The organism is Clostridium hominis, assembly GCF_014287825.1.
Taxonomy (GTDB): domain Bacteria; phylum Bacillota; class Clostridia; order Clostridiales; family Clostridiaceae; genus Clostridium; species Clostridium hominis.
Map to the genome: position 1 here is coordinate 1 of NZ_JACOOO010000017.1, position 20,681 is coordinate 20,681.

Here is a 20,681-nt window from a genome sequence, read left to right on the forward strand (position 1 = left end):
ACTTAGATTTCTTTTTTCTTCTATAGATGATAAAGTTACAATTCTTTCATTACCAGAGCTTATACTAGAATATTGTAATAAATACAAAGTACATAATAATATAAATCTTGAATATAAATCTAAAGATTCTTTGATTTGTATAATGAAAGATGAGAGCTTTACTGAAGCTATTAATCAGTGTAAAAAGAAATCTAAGTTAATTAACAAATTATCTTTAGAAAATTTGTTGGATGAAATTCTTTGGATTAAATCTTCTAATTTTACATTAGACCAATATATGAATAGCAATAGAACAGGTGTTGTAAAGAGAGCAAGAAAAAACTCTATATCAAGAAGATTACTATATAACTTAATGGAAATGTACAATGAAAAAATGCTTCAAAATCAATTTATGGACAAGTACGATCGTATTAAATTTGCAAAAGAGTTTAGCAAAAATATTAATTGTAAGTATAAACATATAATAGTAGATGGTGGAGAGAAGATTAGTAAAGGTGAGATTAGCTTCATTACTTCTTTATACAATATATCTAATACATCTTCTTTGACTTTTATAATAAATACCGAAGAGGATATGGAAGTTGATTCGTGGTTTGTTAAAGGAAAGAAGACAACTTTTTTAGAAGATGAGTTTAAAAATAAAACGTATGTTTTAAAAAACTTTGCTATTAATAATGAAGTAAAAAAGGTAGATTATATGGATAAATTTAAATATATTAATTTAAAGCATAGAAGTGAATTTGATTTTAATATAGATAGTTTAAGTGGATCTAAGGAAATATATTTACAAGATAATATAGTATTTAAAGAAGACGAATTAAAAGAGATACCGGTATTCAATCAGATTGCAGCTGGTAATCCAATTGAAATAAATGATGAAATAAGAGAAAGTTTTTATCTTCCATCAGGGTGGCTAGAAAGAGGTAAAGATACCTTTATACTTGAAGTAAAGGGAGATAGTATGATTGATAAAAATATTTTTAATGGAGATTTAGTTGTTATAAAGAAGCAGCATACAGCTTACAATAACGATATTGTAGCAGCATCATTAGATGGTGAAGCAACATTGAAAATATTGAATACAAATGATAAGTATCCTAAGCTTATGCCTGCAAACAGCAGATATAGTGAAATAAATTTATCTAATAAAGAGGTAAGTATTTTAGGGGTAGCAATAGGAATAATAAAACAACATTATTAAAAGGGGGCGTTTAATATGGTGTCAAAGAGTATGGAATTATTAATGCAAAACAACTCTGTTATTAGAGAGATGTTTGATGAAGGTAAGAGGTTAGAGAAAATATATGGTGAGGAAAATGTTTTCGATTTTAGTATTGGAAATCCTAGTGTAATTCCTCCAAATGAGATTAAAGAAAATATAATGAGAATATTAAATGATGAAAGTCCATTAGATATCCATGGATATATGAATAATTCGGGATATTTTTCTGTGAGGGATAATATAGCTAAACATTTAACTAACACAAAAGGAGTTTCTTTAGAGGATAAAAATATTATTATGACTTGTGGAGCTGCAGGTGGACTTAATATTATTATGAAAACATTAATTAATCCGGAAGATGAAGTTATAATATTAGCGCCGTATTTTGGTGAATATATAAATTATATTAATAATTATAGTGGTAAAACTATAATAGTTTCTTGTAAGGAAGATACTTTTGAACCAAAGTTAGATGAGTTAAAGGAAAAAATATCAGATAGAACTAAAGCTATAATAATTAACTCTCCAAACAATCCTTCAGGAATAATTTATTCTGAAGAAACTATAAAAGCTATAAGCAATATTTTAACAGAAACTTCAAAAAAGTTTGGGACTACTATATATTTAATATCCGATGAGCCATATAGAGAGATTGTATATGATGGCGAATGTGTGCCGTATATTCTTAAATACTATAAGAACTCTTTAATAGTATATTCATACAGTAAGTCTTTATCATTACCAGGTGAAAGAATTGGATATATAGTTGTAAATCCAGAATTGGATTATTTATCAGAAATATTATCAGCGTTAAATATTGCTAATAGAGTATTGGGATTTGTTAACGCACCATCACTTTTTCAAAAGGTTGTATCTATGTCATTAGACTTAGAAGTTGATGTTGATATTTATAAGAAAAATAGAGATTTACTATATAATCATCTTACTAATTTGGGATTTGAATGCTTAAAACCACAAGGGGCTTTTTATTTATTCCCAAAGTCTCCTATTAAAGATGATAAGAAGTTTTGTAATGAATTAAAAAAGTTTAACATATTAGCTGTTCCTGGATCTGTTTTTGGATGTGAGGGTTATTTTAGACTTTCTTATTGCGTTAATTATGAAAAGATTAAAAAGTCTTTAAAAGCCTTTGAAAAGGTAGCTGAGTTATTTAATGATTATTTATAATATAATGTTTTTGTGTAGTACAGAAGAACTATAGGTGGTGTAATAGTGTCAAAGTTAGTCAAAAAGGTTGCAGCAGTTCATGATTTAGCTGGAATAGGTAGGTGTTCCTTAACTGCAGCTATACCTATATTATCTGTGTTAGGTTTACAAGCATGTCCTCTTCCAACAGCGATTTTATCTTGTCAGACAGATTATCCAAAGTTTCATTTTTTTGATTTTACTGGTGAAATGAAGCCGTATATTAATACTTGGAATAGTATGGATTTGAAATTTGATGGTATATATAGTGGCTTTTTAGGTTCTGAGGATCAAATTAATATAGTAATAGATTTGATAGAAAAACATAAAGAAGCTTTAATCGTCGTAGATCCAGTAATGGGTGATAATGGAGAAAAGTATAAAACTTACACAGAGGAGATGTGTAACAGAATAAAAGAATTAGTTAGGCATGCTGATGTAGTAACACCGAATTTAACTGAATGTTGTATTTTAACTGATAGGGCCTATAATGATGTTACAAATGAAGATAATCTACTAGGAATAGCTAAGGAGATTAGCGAGCTAGGTCCTGAAAAAGTTGTAATAACTGGTGTTGTTAAAGATGATAAAGTAATAACTTTTGCTTATGATAGAAAAAACAACGAGAGTTTTTTTGTATCTAGTAGCTATAATAAAAAATCATATAGTGGAACGGGTGATATTTTTACATCTATTATTTGTGGAATGTTAGTAAATGGTTTGGATTTTAAAAAATCAGTAGAAAAAGCTTGTGATTTTATAAAAAAAGCTGTAGATATTACAACTTTAGAAAATTCAGATGAGAAAAATGGAATTTTATTTGAACCATTATTAAAAGAATTATTTATGTGATATGTTAATTAATTTTAATTTGAATAAAATGATTAAAATTGGGTAAATTTTAAATAGGGTAATAAATGTAATATATACCCCTTGAATTTTAGAGTGAAGTATGTTAACATTTAAAAAGAAGTAATTTACTAATAGCTTAAAAACAAAGTGGGGTATAAATTCCCGCTTTTTCTATTTGAACGCAACTACTTTACCTAGTTGCGTTTTTACGTACATTTTTAAATTACTTAAAAAACTGAATATTGTAAAGGAGGGTTAATATGAAAGTTGAGTCTTTAATTAAAGAGATTTACGGAATTGTTGAGCCTATGGCTAATGAACTTAACTTAGAAATATATCACATTGAATATGTTAAGGAAAATGGAGAGTATTATTTAAGAATATATATAGATAAGGATGGGGGAATATTCCTATCTGACTGTGAAGCTCTTTCAAGAAGAGTTAGTGATGTACTAGATGAAGTAGATCCAATAAAAGAAGCTTATTTCTTAGAAGTTTCTTCACCAGGATTAAACAGAAGATTATTTACTAATGATCACTATGTAAAATTTGTTGGCAGAGAAGTTTTAGTAAGATTAACTAAAGCATTAGATGGAAATAAGAACTTTAAAGGAATTTTAAAGGAAGTTAATGAAGATAATATAATTGTTGAATTAGAAGGCGAAAAATTACAAACTATTCCTAAAGATAAGATAAAATCTACAAACTTAGAAGGGGAAATATAGCAAGGAGGGTAATCAAAATGAATGAGGAGTTTATAGGAGCTCTTAGAGAAATTGTTAAGGAAAAAGGTATTAGTGAGGATTTATTATTTGAAACTATAGAGGATGCATTAGAGGCTGCATACAAAAAGAATTATGCTGGACCTAATTCTGCAGCTGCAAATGTAAAAGTTACAATAAATAGAGACAACGGAGAGATTCACGTTTATTCTCAAAAAATAGTTGTTGAAGAAATTTTTGATAATGTAACGGAAATAGGTTTAGAGGAAGCAAAGGAAATAAATCCTAAGTATGATTTAAACGATGTAGTTGATTTTGAGGTTACACCTAAAAACTTTGGTAGAGTTGCAGCACAACTTGCTAAAGGAGTTGTGACTCAAAGAATTAGAGAAGCTGAGAGAAGCATTATATATAATGAATACAAAGAAAAAGAATATGATATCATTACTGGTACTATATTAAGAAAAGATAAAGGTAACGTATTTGTTAATATAGGTAAGCTTGAAACAGCAATAGGGCCAAATGAACAAATGCCTGGAGAAGTCTATAAATTCCCAGAAAAGGTTAAACTTTATGTTGTAGAAGTTAAAAATACACCAAAAGGAGCACAAGTTGTTGTGTCAAGAACACATCCTGGTCTAGTTAAAAGATTATTTGAACTAGAAGTTCCAGAAATACATGAAGGTGTTGTAGAGATTAAGAGTATATCAAGAGAAGCAGGTTCAAGAAGCAAGGTTGCTGTGGTTTCTCATGATGAAAATGTTGATCCGATGGGAGCTTGCGTTGGACCTAAAGGGGCACGTGTACAAAATATAGTAAATGAACTTAAAGGTGAAAAATTAGATATAATAAAATGGAGTAAAGCTCCAGAAGAGTTTATAGCTAGTGCTTTAAGTCCTGCAAAAGTATTAAGTGTAGATGTTGATGAAGAAAATAAATCAGCTAAGGTTGTTGTTGACGATAACCAACTTTCATTAGCTATAGGTAAAGAAGGGCAAAATGTTAGATTAGCTGCAAAATTAACTGGATGGAAGATAGATATAAAGAGCAAATCTCAAGCTGAAGCAGCTACTGAATAGAGGTGATTTTTTTATGAAAGTAAAAAAGATACCATTAAGAATGTGTACTGGATGCATGGAGATGAAACCTAAAAAAGAACTTATAAGAGTTGTTAAGAGCCCGGAAGGGGAAGTTTCAGTAGATTTAACTGGCAAAAAATCCGGTAGAGGAGCATATGTTTGTAAAAATGCTGAATGTCTTGAAAAGGCTTTTAAAGCAAAAAGATTAAGTAGAAATCTAGATGTTGTTATAGATGAAGAAATATACAACAGACTAAGGAATGAGATAGAAAATGAATAAATTTTTTAATTTTCTAGGTTTAGTAAAAAGATCAGGAAATTTGATTGAAGGTTATAGTAAATGTGATGAACAAAGAAATAGAATCAGTCTATATCTTGTAATTCTTTCTAATGATGCATCAGATAGTACAAGAAGAAAGTTTAGAAATCATTGCGCTGAAAAAGAAATACCTTTAATAGAGGACTTTTCAAAAGAAGAGCTTGGAATTGCTATTGGAAGAGCTGAAATAAAAATTTTAGCATTAAAAAATAAAAATATGGCAGAAAAACTATTGTCATTATACAAAACAGAAAAAGTAACAAATTAACCGGGGGTGATTTTATTGTCAAAGATTAGAGTATATGAATTGGCAAAAGAGCTTAATGTTAGCTCGAAAGATTTAATAAATTTATTAATGGATGAATTTAGCATAGAAGTGAAAAACCACATGAGTGTAATAGAAGATGAGGATGCAGAACTTATAAAAGAATTATTAGGTGGATCTTCAGATAGTAGCTCAGAAGATGGAGAAAAGAAAACCATAGTTGATGAATATGAAGATGAATTAGCTGAAGAGTTAAATAAAGGTGTAAGAAAAAAGAAGAAGACTAAGAAACAATTAGAGCAGGAAGAAATTGAAAGAAATGCTGAAGCTGCATCAGGAGTTATTGAAATAGGTGAAACTATTACAGTTAAAGAATTATCTGAAAAGCTTGGAAAACCTAGCAATGATGTAATTAGAACTTTAATATTCACAGGGGTTATGGCTGCATTAAATCAAGAAATAGATTTTAATACTGCTGAAAAAGTATGTGAGAAATATGAAGTTTTAGTTGCAAGAAAAGAAGAAAATAACGAATTAGAAGAGTTTGAAGAAGAAGTTGAAGCTTCAGAAGAAAACTTAGAAAAGAGACCTCCAATAGTTACAGTAATGGGGCATGTTGACCATGGTAAGACATCACTTTTAGATGCTATAAGACATGCAAAAGTTACTGTAGGTGAAGCAGGTGGAATAACTCAACATATTGGTGCTTACACTGTAACTTTAAATGGAGAAAAGATAACATTCTTAGATACTCCTGGACATGAAGCCTTCACTGCCATGAGAGCAAGGGGCGCACAAGTTACTGATATAGTTATATTAGTTGTAGCTGCTGACGATGGAATAATGCCTCAAACTAAAGAAGCAATTAACCACTGTAAAGCTGCTGGAGTTCCAATGATAGTTGCTATAAATAAAATAGATAGACCAGGTGCTAACATAGATAGAGTTAAACAAGAGTTAACTGAACATGGTTTAGTTGCAGAAGACTGGGGAGGAGATACAATTTGTGTTCCTGTTTCAGCTAAAACTGGTGAAAATCTAGAAAGTCTTTTAGAAATGGTTATCTTAACTTCTGAAATGCAAGAATTACAAGCTGATCCTAATAGAAAAGGTAAAGGAACTGTAATTGAAGCTAAGTTAGATAAAGGAAGAGGAGCAGTTGCATCTTTACTTATCCAAAATGGTACTTTAAATGTAGGAGATTCAATATTAGTTGGATCAACTTATGGTAGAATCAGAGCTATGTTTGATGATAAAGGAAAGAAGATTAAATCTGCTGGACCATCAATTCCAGTTGAAGTATTAGGTTTATCTGAAGTTCCAGCTGCAGGTGATAGATTTGTAGTTGTTAAAGACGAAAAGACTGCAAGAAATATGGCTGAATCTAGAAAAGAAAAAATTAGAACTGAAAGCCATCAATCATCAAATAGAGTTTCATTAGAAGACTTATATAGCCAAATCCAAGAAGGTAAAGTAAAAGAATTATCAATAGTTGTTAAGGCTGATGTTCAAGGTTCAGTTGAAGCTATTAAACAATCTTTAGAAAAACTTTCTACCGATGATATTAAGGTTAGAGTTATCCATGGTGCTGTAGGTGCTATAACTGAAACTGATGTAACTTTAGGAGCAGCTTCAAATGCCATCGTTATAGGATTTAACGTAAGACCTGATAACAATGCCGTAGCTCAAGCTGAAAAAGATAGTGTTGAAATTAAAACTTATAGAATAATCTATGATGCTATAGAAGATGTTAAATCAGCTATGATTGGTATGCTTGATCCAGAATACAAAGAAGTTGTTAATGGTAAAGCAGAAGTAAGAATGACATATAAAATTTCAAATGTAGGAACTATAGCTGGATGCTATGTAATAGATGGTAAGATAGTAAGAAGTTCTGAAATAAGAGTTATTAGAGATGGAATAGTTATATTTGAATCAAAGCTTGCTTCTTTAAAGAGATTTAAAGATGACGCTAAAGAAGTTGCTAGAGGATATGAGTGTGGATTAAGCGTTGAAAAGTTCAATGACCTTAAAGAAGGAGACATAATCGAGTCATATTCAATGGAAGCTATTAAAAGAAAAGAGCTTTAAGAGGTGAATTAAATGGCTAACTATAGAGGCGGAAGAATAAACGAAGAAGTAAAAAGAGAGATAAGTAATATAATAAGAAATGAAATAAAAGATCCAAGACTTACTGCAATGGTTTCTGTTACTGATGTAAAAGTTACTAAGGATTTAAGATATGCAAAAGTTTTTGTAAGTATATTCGGAAAAGATGAAGAAGAAAAAAATAATACGTTTTTAGCCTTAAAGAATGCAAGTGGATATATTAGAAGAGAAATTGGTCAAAGAATTAATTTAAGATATAATCCACAAATATTATTTGAATTAGATGATTCGATTAATTATGGAATGCATATTGAAGAGTTAATTGCAAAGGTTAAGGATAAATAAAGTGGACTTAAAGTCTATTAGTGAAATATTATTAGGTGCAAAAAAGATAGGCATTACCTACCATGTATCACCAGATGGTGATGCTGTAGGTAGTGTCCTTGCACTTCTACAAGGATTACGTATTATTAATAAAGACGCTTACATCATATCAAAGGATAAGTTAAGTGAAAATCTTAATTATCTTCCAGCTTCGAATGAAGTAACAGGAAATATAACAGAACCAACTCAAGATACAGACGTTGTAATAGTTTTAGATTGTGGAAACTTAGAAAGAGTTTGTGCTAATTTAAGTAATTTTAATGGGGTATTATTGAATGTAGATCATCATCTTTCTAATGATTTTTACGGAGACAGTAATTATGTAGATACAACAGCTTCTGCTACAGCTGAAATAGTATATGAACTTCTAGGGTTATTAGGAGTAGATTTATCTATAGATAATGAAAAAACATTAAATGTTGCTACATGTCTTTATACATCTTTAGTTACAGATACTGGTTGTTTCAGACATTCAAATGTAACTGATAGAACGTTACTAATTGCTAGCAATTTAAAAAAGATCGGTGTAAATAATACTTATATTTATCAAAGTCTTTTCGATAATAAGGAATTTGATAGAGTTAGGTTTATTGGTAAAGTAATAAGTAATATGAAATTAGTATTAGGTGGTAAAGTGGCTTTAATAGAATTACCAAATAGCTTTGCTAATGAGTTTAGTATAGAAATTGGAGATACATCTGATATTATATCTTACGGTTTACAAATTAAAGGTGTAGAAGTTACACTTTTAATTAAAGAAGTTGAAAATGGCGTAAAGTGTAGCTTGCGTTCAAAAAACGATGTAGATGTAAGAAAGATTGCTGAGATTTTTGGTGGTGGAGGACATACTAAAGCTGCAGGAATATCAGTTAAAGATAAATCTATAAATGAAGCAAAAGAAATTCTTTTAAAAGAAATAGAGAAAGAGTTGTAGAAAATGAATGGTGTTTTAAATATTTTTAAACCGAAAGGAATGACATCTTTTGATGTAGTTAGAGAAGTTAAAAAGGTATGTAAAATCAAAAAGGTTGGACATACTGGTACACTTGATCCAGAAGCAACAGGAGTTTTACCTATATGCATTGGTAAAGCTACTAAGATTATAGATTACATAATGGATTCAGAAAAAATCTATGAAGTCACTTTTAAGCTAGGTATAAGAACAACTACATATGATTTAGAAGGTGAAATTCTTGAAGAAAGAGATTGTTCTCTATTGAAAGATGAGGAAATATTAAATGCAATAAACTCTTTTAAAGGAGAGTATTGTCAAGTACCACCAATGTATTCAGCTTTAAAGCAAAATGGAGTAAGATTATATGAATTAGCTAGAAAAGGAATAGAGGTTGAAAGGCCAGGAAGAAATATTACTATATATAATATTGAAGATATAAAAATAGACAATCCTTATATATCAATGAAAGTAACTTGTTCTAAAGGAACTTATATAAGAAGCTTATGTTTTGATATTGGAGAAAGACTTGGCGTATACGCTGCTATGACAGAATTATGTAGATTAAAAACTTCTAGATTTTCAATAGATAATTCAGTTAATATAAATGAACTAAACACTGAAACTTTAACTCAAAATTTAATTACTATAGAAAATGCTTTAGAGGAATTTGATAGAATAGTTGTAACAAATAAATTTGCTAAACTTTTAATTAATGGAGTTAATGTTTTTGATTCAAGATTTACAAAAGATACTGTAATTCAAAATAAATTATATAGAGTATATGATGAAGATAATAATTTGTTAGGAATTGGCTGTAAAAATAATAATGGATTTAAGATAGAGAAGTTATTAATTACTTAGGAGAAGGTAATGTTAGTATTAGATAATGTTAATTTATTAGAACCCAAAAGAAACAATTATGTTGCTTTAGGTAGCTTCGATGGACTTCATATTGGACATCTATCTTTAATTAATAAAGTTAAAGATTTAGCTAGGGAGAATGAAGGTAAATCAATGGTATTTACTTTTAAAAATCATCCTAGAACAGTAATAATGGCTGAAAACAATCTAGATTTACTAATGACTAATAAAGAAAAAATTGATGTTTTACTTAAAGAAAATGTTGATATTCTAGCATTAAAAACTTTTGACAAAGAAGTAATGAAAATGGATCCTGAGGAGTTTATAAGATGGTTATGCAATGACTATTCTATACGTGGAATTGTTGTTGGATTTAATTTTAGATTTGGTTATAAAAATCTAGGTGATATTGAACTTTTAAAAAAACTAAAAGAAAAATACAGTTATGAACTTTGTGTAATGGAACCATGCATATATGAAGATGATGTAGTTAGCTCTACGCGTATAAGAAAAGAAATAGTAAATGGTGATATATCTATAGCTAATGAAATGTTATCAAGACATTATTCAATTACTGGTAATGTAGTTCACGGAAAGAAACTAGGAAGACAAATTGGATTTCCGACAGCTAACATTAGTTTAACCACACCAAAGTTAATTCCTAAAGTAGGTGTTTATTACACTAATATCGAAATAAATGGTAAAATATACAAAGGAATTACATCAATTGGGAATAATCCTACAGTAAATGGGAAAGAATTAACTATAGAAACCTATATATTAAATTTTAACGAGTATATATATGATGAAGAAATTAAAATATACTTTATAGATAGAATAAGAGATGAAATGAAATTTAATGGACTCGATGAATTAGTATGTCAATTAAAAAAAGATAAAAGATATGCTGAAAATAGAGAAATTATAAGACAAAAATAGACGTATAAGCGTATTGTAGTTATAAATACAACAAAATTGTAGGAAATAATTAATTTATATTTACAAGACATAATTAGTTTGTTATAATTCTTTATGGAAAACCTATTTCTAAGATATGAGGGTGATTTCTCATTTCATGGTCATAGGGGATATATTTACGGAGGTAAGAAAGATGGATAAAATCAGAAAGCAAGAAATAATCAATGAATTCGGAAGACACGAAGGTGATACAGGTTCACCAGAAGTTCAAATCGCATTATTAACAGAAAGAATCAATTCTTTAACTAGTCACTTAAAAATGCACAAAAAAGACCACCACTCAAGAAGAGGTCTTTTAATGATGGTTGGACAAAGAAGAGGATTCTTAAACTACTTAGCTGCTCAAGATATCGAAAGATACAGAGCTATAGTTTCAAAATTAGGCTTAAGAAGATAATCTTTAGAGCGGGTTTTTTCCGCTCTATTATTTTAAAAAATTATATTTGTATGATAGACCTGAAAGGAGGTTATTAAATGATTAATGTGCTTGAAAAAAATATAGCAGGTAGAAATATGAAAGTTGAGTTTGGTAGAGTAGGAATGCTATCAAATGCAGCTATTTTTATGAGCTATGGAGATACAGTAATATTAACAAATGTTAATGCTTCAGAAAAACCAAGAGAAGGTATAGACTTTTTCCCATTAAGTGTTGAATATGAAGAAAGATTATATGCTGTAGGAAAAATTCCAGGTGGATTTATTAAAAGAGAGGGAAGACCTTCTGAAAATGCAATACTTTTTGGAAGAGCTGTAGATAGACCTCTAAGACCTTTATTCCCAAAAGGATATAGAAATGACGTTCAAGTAGTTTGTACAGTAGTATCTGTAGAACAAGATAACTTACCAGAAATTCTAGCAATTAATGCTGCATCTATGGCATTATGCGTATCTAGTATACCTTTCACTACTCCAGTTGCTGCGGTGCAAGTGGGACTAATCGATGGAAACTTTGTTTTAAATCCAACATCAACTGAAAGAGAAGAGAGTATTCTTCAATTAACTGTTTGTGCTACAAAGGATAGAGTTATGATGATTGAAGCAGGTGGAGATGAAATACCTGAAGATACCATGATAAAAGCTATCGAATATGGATTTGATAAGTGTCAAGATATTATTCAATTCCAAGAAGAAGCTATGAGCAAATTCGGTAAAGAAAAGGATGAACCTGTACTTTACAAGCCAAATAGTGATTTAAAGGCTGATATCGAAGCTTTTGCTGGTGATATGATTAAAGAAGCTATGTGGATTACTGATAAAGATGAGAGAAATGCTGCAATGGATTTAGTAAACGATAAGATTGCTGAAGAATTTGCTGAAAAATATGCAGACACTTTTGGTGATTCTAAAGAAATAATATATGATATGCAAAAAGCAGTAGTTAGAGATATGCTTTTAAATCATGGAAGAAGACCAGATGGAAGAGCTTTTGATCAAATAAGAAAGATTTCATGTGAAGTTGATCTATTACCAAGAACTCATGGGACTGGATTATTTACAAGAGGATTAACTCAAGTAATGACAGTTGCTACTTTAGGTGCAGTTGGAGATATTCAAATAATAGATGGTATAGGTGAAACAGAATCTAAGAGATATATGCATCACTATAACTTCCCAGCTTATTCAGTAGGTGAAGTAAGACCACTAAGAGGACCTGGTAGAAGAGAAATAGGTCATGGTGCTTTAGCAGAAAGAGCATTAGAGCCATTAATACCATCAGAAGAAGAATTCCCATACACTATTAGATTAGTATCTGAAGTGTTAAGTTCTAATGGTTCAACATCTCAAGGTGCTGTTTGTGGGTCAACTTTAGCACTTCTAGCAGCTGGAGTACCTCTTAAGAGACCGGCAGCTGGAATAGCTATGGGCCTTATTACATCTGAAGATTTATCAGAAGAAGAAGTATTAACTGATATTCAAGGGATAGAAGATTTCTTTGGGGATATGGACTTTAAGGTTGCTGGTACAACTGAAGGTATAACTTCAATTCAAGTTGATACTAAGATTGCTGGTTTAAGCTTTAAGGTAATAAAAGATGCTATAACAGGGGCAAGAAAAGCAAGATTGTTTATTTTAGATAAAATAAATGAATGTTTACCAGAAGCAAGAAAAGAAGTTTCTAGATTTGCTCCTAAGACATCAACAATTACAATTGATCCTGAAAAGATTAGAGATGTCATCGGTGCCGGTGGAAAAGTAATTAATAAGATAATTGCAGATACTGGGGTTAAGATTGACATAAAAGAAGATGGAACAGTATTTGTATCTTCTCCTGATCATGATGGTGTTAATGCTGCTATTAAAATTATAGAAGGATTAACAAAAGAAGTGCAACCAGGTGAAGTTTATTTAGGAAAGGTAACTAAAATAGCCACATTCGGTGCGTTTATTGAAATATTACCAAATAAAGAAGGACTTTGTCACATTTCAAAATTAGATAAGGCTAGAGTAAACAAGGTTGAAGATATCGTTTCTGTAGGAGACGAAATTTTAGTTAAGGTAACTGAAATAGACCAACAAGGTAGAATAAATCTATCAAGAAAAGATGCTTTACCTGATGATGAAGAAAAAAGCGAATAAAATACTAATGAAAGAGAATTATTAAATTCTCTTTTTTTAATATAAAGAATAATTATAGCAGTAATAAAATAAACTAAAAGCAAAGTAACAAAGTTAGGGAGGAAATTATGTTTAATTTATATACATTAGATAATGGTTTAAGAGTAGTAACTGAATATATTGAACATGTTAATTCAATAAGTGTTGGCGTAATGGTTCAAAACGGTTCAAGAAATGAGACGAAAGATGAAAATGGAATATCTCATTTTATTGAGCATATGTTCTTTAAAGGAACTGAGAAAAGAACAGCTAAGAATATAGTTCAAGAAATAGAAAATATAGGTGGACAAATAAATGCATTTACTAGCAAAGAAACTACTTGCTATTATTTGAAATCATTAAATACTCAAATGGATCTATGTTTAGACGTTTTATCAGATATGATGTTAAACTCGAAATTTGATGAGGAAGAAATAGAAAAAGAAAAAGGTGTAGTAATTGAAGAAATAAATATGAGTGAAGATAATCCAGAAGACGTATTGGATGATATTCATTCTAAAGCTATTTTTGGTGGTAATTCTTTAGCTTATCCTATATTAGGAACAATAGATGGAATCAAATCTTTTAATAGAGAAAAGATAAAGCAATATATAGATAGACATTATACTCCTTACAATTCTGTAATAAGTATTTGTGGCAAATTTGATAGTGATGAATTAAAAAAGAAAATTGAGTTTTATTTTGGTGCTTGGAATACAAGTGATAAATATCAACCTCAATATACAATACCTTCCCTTCACAGTGAAAGTGCATACACAGAAAAACAAATAGAGCAACTTCATATTAATCTTGGATTACAAGGATTACCTTATGCAGATGATAAAGCCTATTCGTTATTATTATTAAATAATGTTTTTGGAGGAGGAGCATCATCTATACTTTTTCAAAAGGTAAGGGAAGAGTTAGGGTTATGCTATACAGTATATTCATATCCTCAAACATATTTAGGAATAGGAACATTAAATATATATACAGGATTAAGTAAACAATTTGCTGATAATGCATTAGAAGTAATAGATAAAGAACTTAGAGAATTTAGTCATAAGGGAATTTGTGAGGAAACACTTAAAATAAATAAGGAGAAAATAAAAGCTTCTTATATTTTAGGATTAGAAAGTACCTCTTCAAGAATGTTTGCAAATGCTAAATCAGTTCTATTACAAAATAAAATAAAAACTCAAGAAGATGTTATAAATAGAATTAACAAAATTAGTAATGAGGACATAGACTGTGTATTGGAGAGATGCTTTAAACCAGGAATTATTAGCTCCGCATATGTAGGTCAAAGTATAGATATTAATAAATTAAATTCAATAATAAAATAATATTAATTTAATATAACAATAATTGTATTATGAAGTGTAATAAACTACCTCCTGAACGCATAAAATTATGTATAAGTAAGGGGGTAGTTATTATGAAAGATTATGAATACTATGAAAAAAAGCCTGATAATGGTTTAAAAATGCTTAGTGAATTAGAGCGATTTGAAATATTTAATTTAGAATCTGCTGAAAAATATGATAATGCTCAAAATATAGATTTTATTATAGATGAAAATGGCTATATGAAATATATGATTGTAGGAGTAAGTGGTAGTAAATTTAGTTTTTTATCTAGTCGCGAATATGTAGAAATTCCATGGGAATGTGTTACTAAAGTTGGAGCTAATGTAATAGTAATCTCTGCAGATGAAACAAAGATTAAGCGTGCGAGAGCATAGAAATAGTTTAGCACTGCTTAAATTTTAAGGGGGAACAGTCCTTGGAAATTATAGTGCAAAAATTTGGAGGAACATCTGTATCTACAGAGGTAAGAAGAAACCAATTAGCTGCTAAAGTTAAAACTGCTATAGATGAAGGTATGAAACCTGTTGTGGTTGTATCTGCTATGGGGAGAAAGGGAGATCCATATGCAACAGATACATTATTATCAATTGTAGGAGATAAGTTCTTAAGTGATAATAAAAATGCTCAAGATTTGTTGATGTGTTGTGGCGAAATAATTAGTTCAGTTGTAGTTTGTAATACACTTTATAATTATGGAATTAAAGCTGTACCATTAACAGGTGGACAAGCAGGAATATTAACAGATGATAATTTCACTAATGCAAATTTTATAAACACAGATCCAGGTAAAATTTTAGAGGTGCTAAATGAAGGAAAAGTTCCAGTTGTTACAGGATTTCAAGGTATTACTAAAGATGGGCTTTTTACCACATTAGGACGTGGGGGAAGTGATACTTCAGCTTGCATTTTAGGAGTAGCATTAAAGGCTAAAGAAATTGAAATATATACTGATGTTGATGGAATTATGACAGCCGATCCAAGATTAGTTGATGATGTATCTTTAATAGATGAAGTAAGTTATAATGAGGTTTATCAACTAGCAGATCAAGGAGCTAAAGTAATTCACCCTAAGGCTGTAGATTTAGCTAAGAAAGCAAATATACCTATAGTAATAAGGAACACAATGTCAGATAGTAAAGGGACTTTAATAATTAAAGAAGTATCAGATGAAAATAGACGTTTTATAACTGGAATAACTCACTTAGATAATAGAATTCAAGTTAGAGTAAGATTGTCAGAGAATCCAAATCATGTAGCCTATAGAAGTTTGTTAGATAATATTGCCAAAAATAATATAAGTTTAGATTTGATAAACATTTTTCCTGCACATCAAATTTTCACAATAAACGCTGATGAAAAAGAAAAGTTAAATCAAGTATTAACTAAAGCTAATATTAATTTTACAACTGTAGAAGAGTGTAGTACTATTGCTATAGTTGGTAGTGGAATGACAGGAGTTCCTGGGATAATGGCTAAAATTATTAACACTTTAACAGAAAATAATATTGAAGTACTACAAACTACTGATTCCAATATTACTATTTGGTGTTTAATTCATACAAGTAAACTTTCACAGGCTATGAAATTATTGCATGAAAGATTTGGTTTATAATATAGGTTGTTAATAAAAGATTCATTATTTTAATGAATCTTTTATTAATATTAGAAAAAGATATTTGAAATGGTATAGATTTGATTTATAATGTATAAGTATAACAAAACATATGTTACAAAGGAGAATGAAAATGTTTAAAAGTAAAGGATTTTTAAAAATACTATTAGTAGCTGGTATAGCTAGTTCAGTTTTAGTAGGATGTGTTGCTAAGACAGAAGTAGAACCACTTAGATTAGGAACTCCAGAAGAGCTTGTAGATACATTTATTAAAGATAATCAAGAAGATAATGTTAGTGAATTAGCAAAATTATATGCAGATGTATATGTAGATTCAACAGGGTATGATTTAGCTACTATTGAAAAAATATTAGAGAAATCAAGAAAAGAGTCTAAAATAATTAGTTCAGAGCTTGTTAGTATGGAAGATTACAGTGATACAATAAAGAGAGCCACTATAAAAATAACATCAAAGGCTAATGATGAAGAGACTACAAACAATTATGATTATGCCCTAATAAAAGAAGAAGAAGGATGGGCTATTTCACCAGATGGAATAATTGCTTGTGAAAATTATGATATTCCAATGTATAATAAAGGTGAACTGACTTTGAATTTAGCGAAGAACATAAAGCTATTTGAAGGTGGAATACTAAGAGTTAAAGTTTACAATGACTCAAAAAATCAATTTATGTTTGGATCAGAAAATAATAAATGCGAGATTATTGTAGAAACATCAACTGGAAAATATGTAACAACTATGGATGAACCAACTAAGTTAGACAAAAAAGTAAATAGTTATTTCTTAGCTAGAATTACTGAATTAGATGGTGAAATTAATAAGGTTACTGTTACCAATGTATATGATTTAGATAAAGATGGGAATGTAATAGAAGATAGTAAGAAGGATGTTGTTGCATACCAAAAGTAATTTGAAATACCTCCTAGTTATTAGGAGGTATTTTTTTGTACATTTTATTGCAGATTTGGTAAAACTCATTGGTCATCCCTAAAGTAATTATATTATTCAATATTTCTCTATGCTTTAAAAGAGTAATTGAGTCTAAAATTTCTTTGCAATGTGATATACAACTTAAAATTAGAAAGTCCATTTCATTTATTATCTCGTTAATAATATCTTTATAGTTTTCTCTATCTAATTTATGAGTAACTATAAGAGGATTAAATTGATTAGATAAAATGTCCTCTTCTAAGTCGTCAAAAGCATCCATGAGATAAATATATTTACCAATACAATATCCTAAGTTATATAACTTATCCCTTAAGGTATTAGAATCTTCAAAAAGGTTATGAGGATAATCTTTAAGAATAGAAGCCATTATATTACTAAAAGGATGACAAATTTGGTCTAAAGAATTAAAGTTTTTCTCTTTTTCCATGTTAGACAAATTAGCTAAATTTAATTTTATAATAGAATTAATATTATAATGATTTAAAGCTGCTTTTTTACTATATGGACCAAGAAAAATATTAAAAACTTTACTTTTATTATTATCATCATCATTAATATTATCTTTTAGTTTATAATCAAAAAAGGTAATACTTAAATTTGCTGCATATTTTAATGCATTTGTATCTTTAATCACTTGAATATCATAAGTAGGATGCTTAATACATCTTTTATTTTCAATTATTATTGATTCATTACTCAAACCTTCTAAGATAAATCCAATAAAGGTCATATCATAGTTTAAAGTTAATCTTGGTATATTCCCAAAGTTGTTTTTTATTGAATAACATAACCCATGATAATAACTACGGAAGTATTCAAATTCTTTTACCTTTAGCTCACTTTTTAAAGGTGTAATATATCCAAACATTAAGATGCTCCTTCGAGTTATAAATTAACACATACCTCCGCCACCATTACCACACATGTTCATATTGTTAGGTGACATTAGGTTTTGCATTAACATACTTTGAAGTGGATTACCATTTTGCATGTTTCCGCCTAGAGGGTTACCACCACCTAAAGGATTAGCTCCACCACCTAAGGGGTTACCACCGCCACCAAGAGGATTTCCGCTACCTGCCATACTGTTTAGAATATTAGCAGCATTACCTTGATTACCACCACACATATCTCCGCTATTACCCATTCCAGCACCAGAACCTCCACCACAAAGATCCATATCATTTTGAGAGTTATTTTGTGCTGCTATTCTTGCATAATTAGCTCTAATTTGACTTACTTTTCTCGATAATAATTGCATAGTTTCTCTATATTCTTCATTATCTGGATTTAACTCTACGGCAGTCTTTAAGTGATTAACACCGGCACTAAACCAACCTTTTTTTAGCATAACAAAACCTTTTAAATAATTCCATTCTGCATTATTTTTATCAGAGATTAAATTTAATTCGGTTTCAGCGGCAAGAAATTGTTCTGATTCTATTAAATCACGTATTTCTTTTAATTTCCCTTCATTAGATAAAGTACGAAAGGCTTCATTTACTTTTGAAAGCTTTTCTTCAGTCAAAAATTCTACTGGATTATCTGAATTAGCATTAAGATTGTTAGATTCAATTATATTCTTATAAGCAATTTCTATTTCATCTTTAGATGCATTTGGTCTAATGCCTAAGATCTTATAAGGATTCATATATAAATAGCTCCTTTATTAACTATTGAATTATTATAATATATTCTTAACTTAAAGAAAGAGTGATAAAAAAGGATGAATGATTTATTTCTATATAGTATCAAGTTATAAATTCTAATAATTATCCAAATACATTTTCAGATGGAATGAAAAGAAAATTAGATATTAGAGAAAGTAGTTTAGAATAAGTATTTTTTTTATTAGTAAAATAATAAAAGCTTAGATATATTATTTATATCTAAGCGCTTATTATTAAATACAATCGATTAGATCGCCACCCATACACTCGCAACAACTATCTAAACATATTAAATCACAGCAACTAAAATTACAGTCACAACAACAATCATCACAGCAACAACAAGAGCAACCACGATTTCTATGTCTATATCCACCTCTATAATAATCGTCGCTATAACGTCTGCCTCTTCCAAAAAGGTTAATTAGCTCATTATTATATATATAGTTATCAGGAGCTAAATCACAAGCTATTTTAAGATGATTTAATGATTCATCAAACCATTGCTTTGATAGCAATACTTTGCTATATAGATAATGCCAAGTAGAGTCATTGCAAGGATTATTTTTTAATATAGATTCTGCTGAACTAAAATCACTTATATTTATTAGATTTTGTACTAAAGCATAATTCATAATATCCCTCCACTAAGTTTATAGTATTAATTATACACAATTTAAGGTAAAAATATTAAAAAAACACCAAAGAAATCAAAATTCACTTATCATATATAGACAATTATGATAAAATTATTTAAAAACTAATGAATGGAGAGTAGAGTTATGACATTATTTATATCTTATCCTAAATGTACAACTTGCATAAAGGCAAAAAAATTTTTACAAAACAAAAATATCGACTTTGTAGAAAGACATATAGTTGAAGAAAATCCAACTAAAGAAGAACTTACAAAGTGGATAAGTCAAAGTAATTTAGAAATAAAGAAATTCTTTAATACGTCTGGAAAACTATATAAGGAGATGGGATTAAAAGATAAATTGAAAGTAATGACAGATGAAGAAAAAATTGATTTGTTATCAACAAATGGAATGCTTGTTAAAAGGCCAATATTAATTAAGGAAGATTTAGTATTAGTTGGTTTTAAAGAAGATGAGTATAATAACTTATAAAATTTATTAAGAAAATAGGGAGTTTTACATAATGACAAATAGATTACCAAAAGAATATATAGCACAAATAGCTAAAGCATCAACTTATTTTGCTTTTAAAAATGGCCCAATAAAAGAGCTAATAAAAAATAATAAAATTTCTGAAGAGGATTTAAAAGATATTCAAAAATATATGGATGATCATTTAGCATATCTTTACACTGTATTACTTGAAGAAAATAACATTAAAAAATTTGATTTAATAGTAAATACTATGAATAAGTTTTATGTAAATGATACTGAGGAAGTAGTTATTAATGATGATTGCTTTGACAAGTTTTATGACAGCCTATTCCCGAAGACTAATAATATAACAGTTAAATAATATTGCCAAGGAGGA

At 29.2% G+C, this 20,681-nt stretch carries 23 protein-coding genes; 20 read left to right on the plus strand and 3 right to left on the minus strand.

Translation table 11 applies throughout. The features are described from left to right. The 18 genes from H8S20_RS10195 to H8S20_RS10280 form a co-directional block, all read left to right on the plus strand. Positions 1 to 1,201, plus strand: a 1,201-nt coding sequence (locus H8S20_RS10195; RefSeq protein WP_186860060.1) for a LexA family protein, incomplete at its 5' end; no start/stop codon positions are given. A 15-nt stretch (positions 1,202 to 1,216) separates the two neighbouring features. Then, positions 1,217 to 2,410: a pyridoxal phosphate-dependent aminotransferase gene (locus tag H8S20_RS10200; protein ID WP_186860061.1), complete on the plus strand. Its 1,194-nt coding sequence runs from the start codon at positions 1,217 to 1,219 to the stop codon at positions 2,408 to 2,410. Between the two features lie 45 nt (positions 2,411 to 2,455). Then, positions 2,456 to 3,280: a pyridoxamine kinase gene (locus H8S20_RS10205; RefSeq protein WP_186860062.1), complete on the plus strand. Its 825-nt coding sequence runs from the start codon at positions 2,456 to 2,458 to the stop codon at positions 3,278 to 3,280. A 260-nt stretch (positions 3,281 to 3,540) separates the two neighbouring features. Next, positions 3,541 to 4,005 (plus strand): ribosome maturation factor RimP, encoded by a 465-nt coding sequence (rimP, locus tag H8S20_RS10210; protein ID WP_032118652.1) that lies wholly within the window; start codon positions 3,541 to 3,543, stop codon positions 4,003 to 4,005. A gap of 17 nt (positions 4,006 to 4,022) precedes the next feature. Then, entirely contained in the window at positions 4,023 to 5,081 is a 1,059-nt protein-coding gene (gene nusA, locus H8S20_RS10215; RefSeq protein WP_032118653.1) for a transcription termination factor NusA, read from the plus strand. A gap of 13 nt (positions 5,082 to 5,094) precedes the next feature. Beyond that, a complete protein-coding gene (gene rnpM, locus H8S20_RS10220) occupies positions 5,095 to 5,361 on the plus strand; it encodes an RNase P modulator RnpM (protein WP_032118654.1) in 267 nt (88 codons plus the stop codon). Beyond that, positions 5,354 to 5,668, plus strand: a complete 315-nt coding sequence (locus H8S20_RS10225; protein WP_186860063.1) for a ribosomal L7Ae/L30e/S12e/Gadd45 family protein — start codon at positions 5,354 to 5,356, stop codon at positions 5,666 to 5,668. Before rnpM ends, H8S20_RS10225 begins: the two co-directional genes overlap by 8 nt. Before the next feature lie 15 nt (positions 5,669 to 5,683). After that, positions 5,684 to 7,756, plus strand: coding sequence for a translation initiation factor IF-2 (infB, locus tag H8S20_RS10230; RefSeq protein ID WP_032118656.1), 2,073 nt, complete (start codon positions 5,684 to 5,686; stop codon positions 7,754 to 7,756). A gap of 12 nt (positions 7,757 to 7,768) precedes the next feature. After that, positions 7,769 to 8,119, plus strand: a complete 351-nt coding sequence (gene rbfA, locus H8S20_RS10235) for a 30S ribosome-binding factor RbfA (RefSeq protein WP_032118657.1) — start codon at positions 7,769 to 7,771, stop codon at positions 8,117 to 8,119. Position 8,120: 1 nt separating this feature from the next. Then, entirely contained in the window at positions 8,121 to 9,092 is a 972-nt protein-coding gene (locus H8S20_RS10240) for a DHH family phosphoesterase (RefSeq protein WP_186860064.1), read from the plus strand. Positions 9,093 to 9,095: 3 nt separating this feature from the next. Further along, complete coding sequence (truB, locus tag H8S20_RS10245; protein ID WP_186860065.1) at positions 9,096 to 9,974, plus strand: tRNA pseudouridine(55) synthase TruB; 879 nt, start codon at positions 9,096 to 9,098, stop codon at positions 9,972 to 9,974. A 9-nt stretch (positions 9,975 to 9,983) separates the two neighbouring features. Beyond that, on the plus strand, positions 9,984 to 10,913 hold the full coding sequence (locus tag H8S20_RS10250) for a bifunctional riboflavin kinase/FAD synthetase (protein WP_186860066.1): 930 nt from the start codon (positions 9,984 to 9,986) through the stop codon (positions 10,911 to 10,913). Between the two features lie 172 nt (positions 10,914 to 11,085). Further along, on the plus strand, positions 11,086 to 11,349 hold the full coding sequence (rpsO, locus tag H8S20_RS10255; RefSeq protein WP_032118661.1) for a 30S ribosomal protein S15: 264 nt from the start codon (positions 11,086 to 11,088) through the stop codon (positions 11,347 to 11,349). Positions 11,350 to 11,426: 77 nt separating this feature from the next. Continuing rightward, positions 11,427 to 13,529, plus strand: a complete 2,103-nt coding sequence (locus H8S20_RS10260; RefSeq protein WP_032118662.1) for a polyribonucleotide nucleotidyltransferase — start codon at positions 11,427 to 11,429, stop codon at positions 13,527 to 13,529. A 107-nt stretch (positions 13,530 to 13,636) separates the two neighbouring features. Continuing rightward, complete coding sequence (locus H8S20_RS10265; RefSeq protein WP_042281676.1) at positions 13,637 to 14,893, plus strand: M16 family metallopeptidase; 1,257 nt, start codon at positions 13,637 to 13,639, stop codon at positions 14,891 to 14,893. Positions 14,894 to 14,985: 92 nt separating this feature from the next. After that, positions 14,986 to 15,291, plus strand: a complete 306-nt coding sequence (locus tag H8S20_RS10270) for a YlmC/YmxH family sporulation protein (protein WP_042281678.1) — start codon at positions 14,986 to 14,988, stop codon at positions 15,289 to 15,291. A gap of 41 nt (positions 15,292 to 15,332) precedes the next feature. Continuing rightward, the gene (gene dapG / locus H8S20_RS10275) at positions 15,333 to 16,529 is read left to right on the plus strand and encodes an aspartate kinase (protein ID WP_186860067.1); all 1,197 of its coding nucleotides are present in this window, start codon (positions 15,333 to 15,335) and stop codon (positions 16,527 to 16,529) included. 133 nt (positions 16,530 to 16,662) lie between these two features. Then, the gene (locus H8S20_RS10280) at positions 16,663 to 17,460 is read left to right on the plus strand and encodes a hypothetical protein (RefSeq protein WP_032118664.1); all 798 of its coding nucleotides are present in this window, start codon (positions 16,663 to 16,665) and stop codon (positions 17,458 to 17,460) included. Positions 17,461 to 17,473: 13 nt separating this feature from the next. On the opposite strand, the gene H8S20_RS10285 is transcribed toward H8S20_RS10280, so the two are convergent. The 3 genes from H8S20_RS10285 to H8S20_RS10295 form a co-directional block, all read right to left on the minus strand. Next, positions 17,474 to 18,370: a DUF5685 family protein gene (locus tag H8S20_RS10285; protein WP_032118665.1), complete on the minus strand. Its 897-nt coding sequence runs from the start codon at positions 18,368 to 18,370 to the stop codon at positions 17,474 to 17,476. 24 nt (positions 18,371 to 18,394) lie between these two features. Further along, positions 18,395 to 19,153: a J domain-containing protein gene (locus tag H8S20_RS10290; RefSeq protein WP_051986884.1), complete on the minus strand. Its 759-nt coding sequence runs from the start codon at positions 19,151 to 19,153 to the stop codon at positions 18,395 to 18,397. 252 nt (positions 19,154 to 19,405) lie between these two features. Next, positions 19,406 to 19,807, minus strand: coding sequence for a hypothetical protein (locus tag H8S20_RS10295; protein WP_032118666.1), 402 nt, complete (start codon positions 19,805 to 19,807; stop codon positions 19,406 to 19,408). A 147-nt stretch (positions 19,808 to 19,954) separates the two neighbouring features. On the opposite strand from H8S20_RS10295, the gene H8S20_RS10300 reads away from it, so the two are divergent. Together H8S20_RS10300 and H8S20_RS10305 are read left to right on the plus strand one after the other, a co-directional pair. Next, the gene (locus tag H8S20_RS10300) at positions 19,955 to 20,302 is read left to right on the plus strand and encodes an arsenate reductase family protein (protein WP_032118667.1); all 348 of its coding nucleotides are present in this window, start codon (positions 19,955 to 19,957) and stop codon (positions 20,300 to 20,302) included. Positions 20,303 to 20,333: 31 nt separating this feature from the next. Next, the gene (locus H8S20_RS10305; RefSeq protein WP_186860068.1) at positions 20,334 to 20,666 is read left to right on the plus strand and encodes a hypothetical protein; all 333 of its coding nucleotides are present in this window, start codon (positions 20,334 to 20,336) and stop codon (positions 20,664 to 20,666) included. Positions 20,667 to 20,681: the final 15 nt, after the last annotated feature.

What these genes read in the sequence shown, in the direction of transcription:
- H8S20_RS10260 (WP_032118662.1), top strand. Translation starts at nt 11,427, where the DNA reads ATGATTAATGTGCTTGAAAAAAATATAGCAGGTAGAAATATGAAAGTT.
- H8S20_RS10265 (WP_042281676.1), top strand. Translation starts at nt 13,637, where the DNA reads ATGTTTAATTTATATACATTAGATAATGGTTTAAGAGTAGTAACTGAA.
- H8S20_RS10200 (WP_186860061.1), top strand. Translation starts at nt 1,217, where the DNA reads ATGGTGTCAAAGAGTATGGAATTATTAATGCAAAACAACTCTGTTATT.
- H8S20_RS10295 (WP_032118666.1), bottom strand. Translation starts at nt 19,807, where the DNA reads ATGAATTATGCTTTAGTACAAAATCTAATAAATATAAGTGATTTTAGT.
- rbfA (WP_032118657.1), top strand. Translation starts at nt 7,769, where the DNA reads ATGGCTAACTATAGAGGCGGAAGAATAAACGAAGAAGTAAAAAGAGAG.
- H8S20_RS10225 (WP_186860063.1), top strand. Translation starts at nt 5,354, where the DNA reads ATGAATAAATTTTTTAATTTTCTAGGTTTAGTAAAAAGATCAGGAAAT.
- H8S20_RS10300 (WP_032118667.1), top strand. Translation starts at nt 19,955, where the DNA reads ATGACATTATTTATATCTTATCCTAAATGTACAACTTGCATAAAGGCA.
- H8S20_RS10285 (WP_032118665.1), bottom strand. Translation starts at nt 18,370, where the DNA reads ATGTTTGGATATATTACACCTTTAAAAAGTGAGCTAAAGGTAAAAGAA.
- H8S20_RS10250 (WP_186860066.1), top strand. Translation starts at nt 9,984, where the DNA reads ATGTTAGTATTAGATAATGTTAATTTATTAGAACCCAAAAGAAACAAT.
- H8S20_RS10305 (WP_186860068.1), top strand. Translation starts at nt 20,334, where the DNA reads ATGACAAATAGATTACCAAAAGAATATATAGCACAAATAGCTAAAGCA.
- rpsO (WP_032118661.1), top strand. Translation starts at nt 11,086, where the DNA reads ATGGATAAAATCAGAAAGCAAGAAATAATCAATGAATTCGGAAGACAC.
- H8S20_RS10280 (WP_032118664.1), top strand. Translation starts at nt 16,663, where the DNA reads ATGTTTAAAAGTAAAGGATTTTTAAAAATACTATTAGTAGCTGGTATA.
- H8S20_RS10270 (WP_042281678.1), top strand. Translation starts at nt 14,986, where the DNA reads ATGAAAGATTATGAATACTATGAAAAAAAGCCTGATAATGGTTTAAAA.
- nusA (WP_032118653.1), top strand. Translation starts at nt 4,023, where the DNA reads ATGAATGAGGAGTTTATAGGAGCTCTTAGAGAAATTGTTAAGGAAAAA.
- truB (WP_186860065.1), top strand. Translation starts at nt 9,096, where the DNA reads ATGAATGGTGTTTTAAATATTTTTAAACCGAAAGGAATGACATCTTTT.
- H8S20_RS10290 (WP_051986884.1), bottom strand. Translation starts at nt 19,153, where the DNA reads ATGAATCCTTATAAGATCTTAGGCATTAGACCAAATGCATCTAAAGAT.
- rnpM (WP_032118654.1), top strand. Translation starts at nt 5,095, where the DNA reads ATGAAAGTAAAAAAGATACCATTAAGAATGTGTACTGGATGCATGGAG.
- rimP (WP_032118652.1), top strand. Translation starts at nt 3,541, where the DNA reads ATGAAAGTTGAGTCTTTAATTAAAGAGATTTACGGAATTGTTGAGCCT.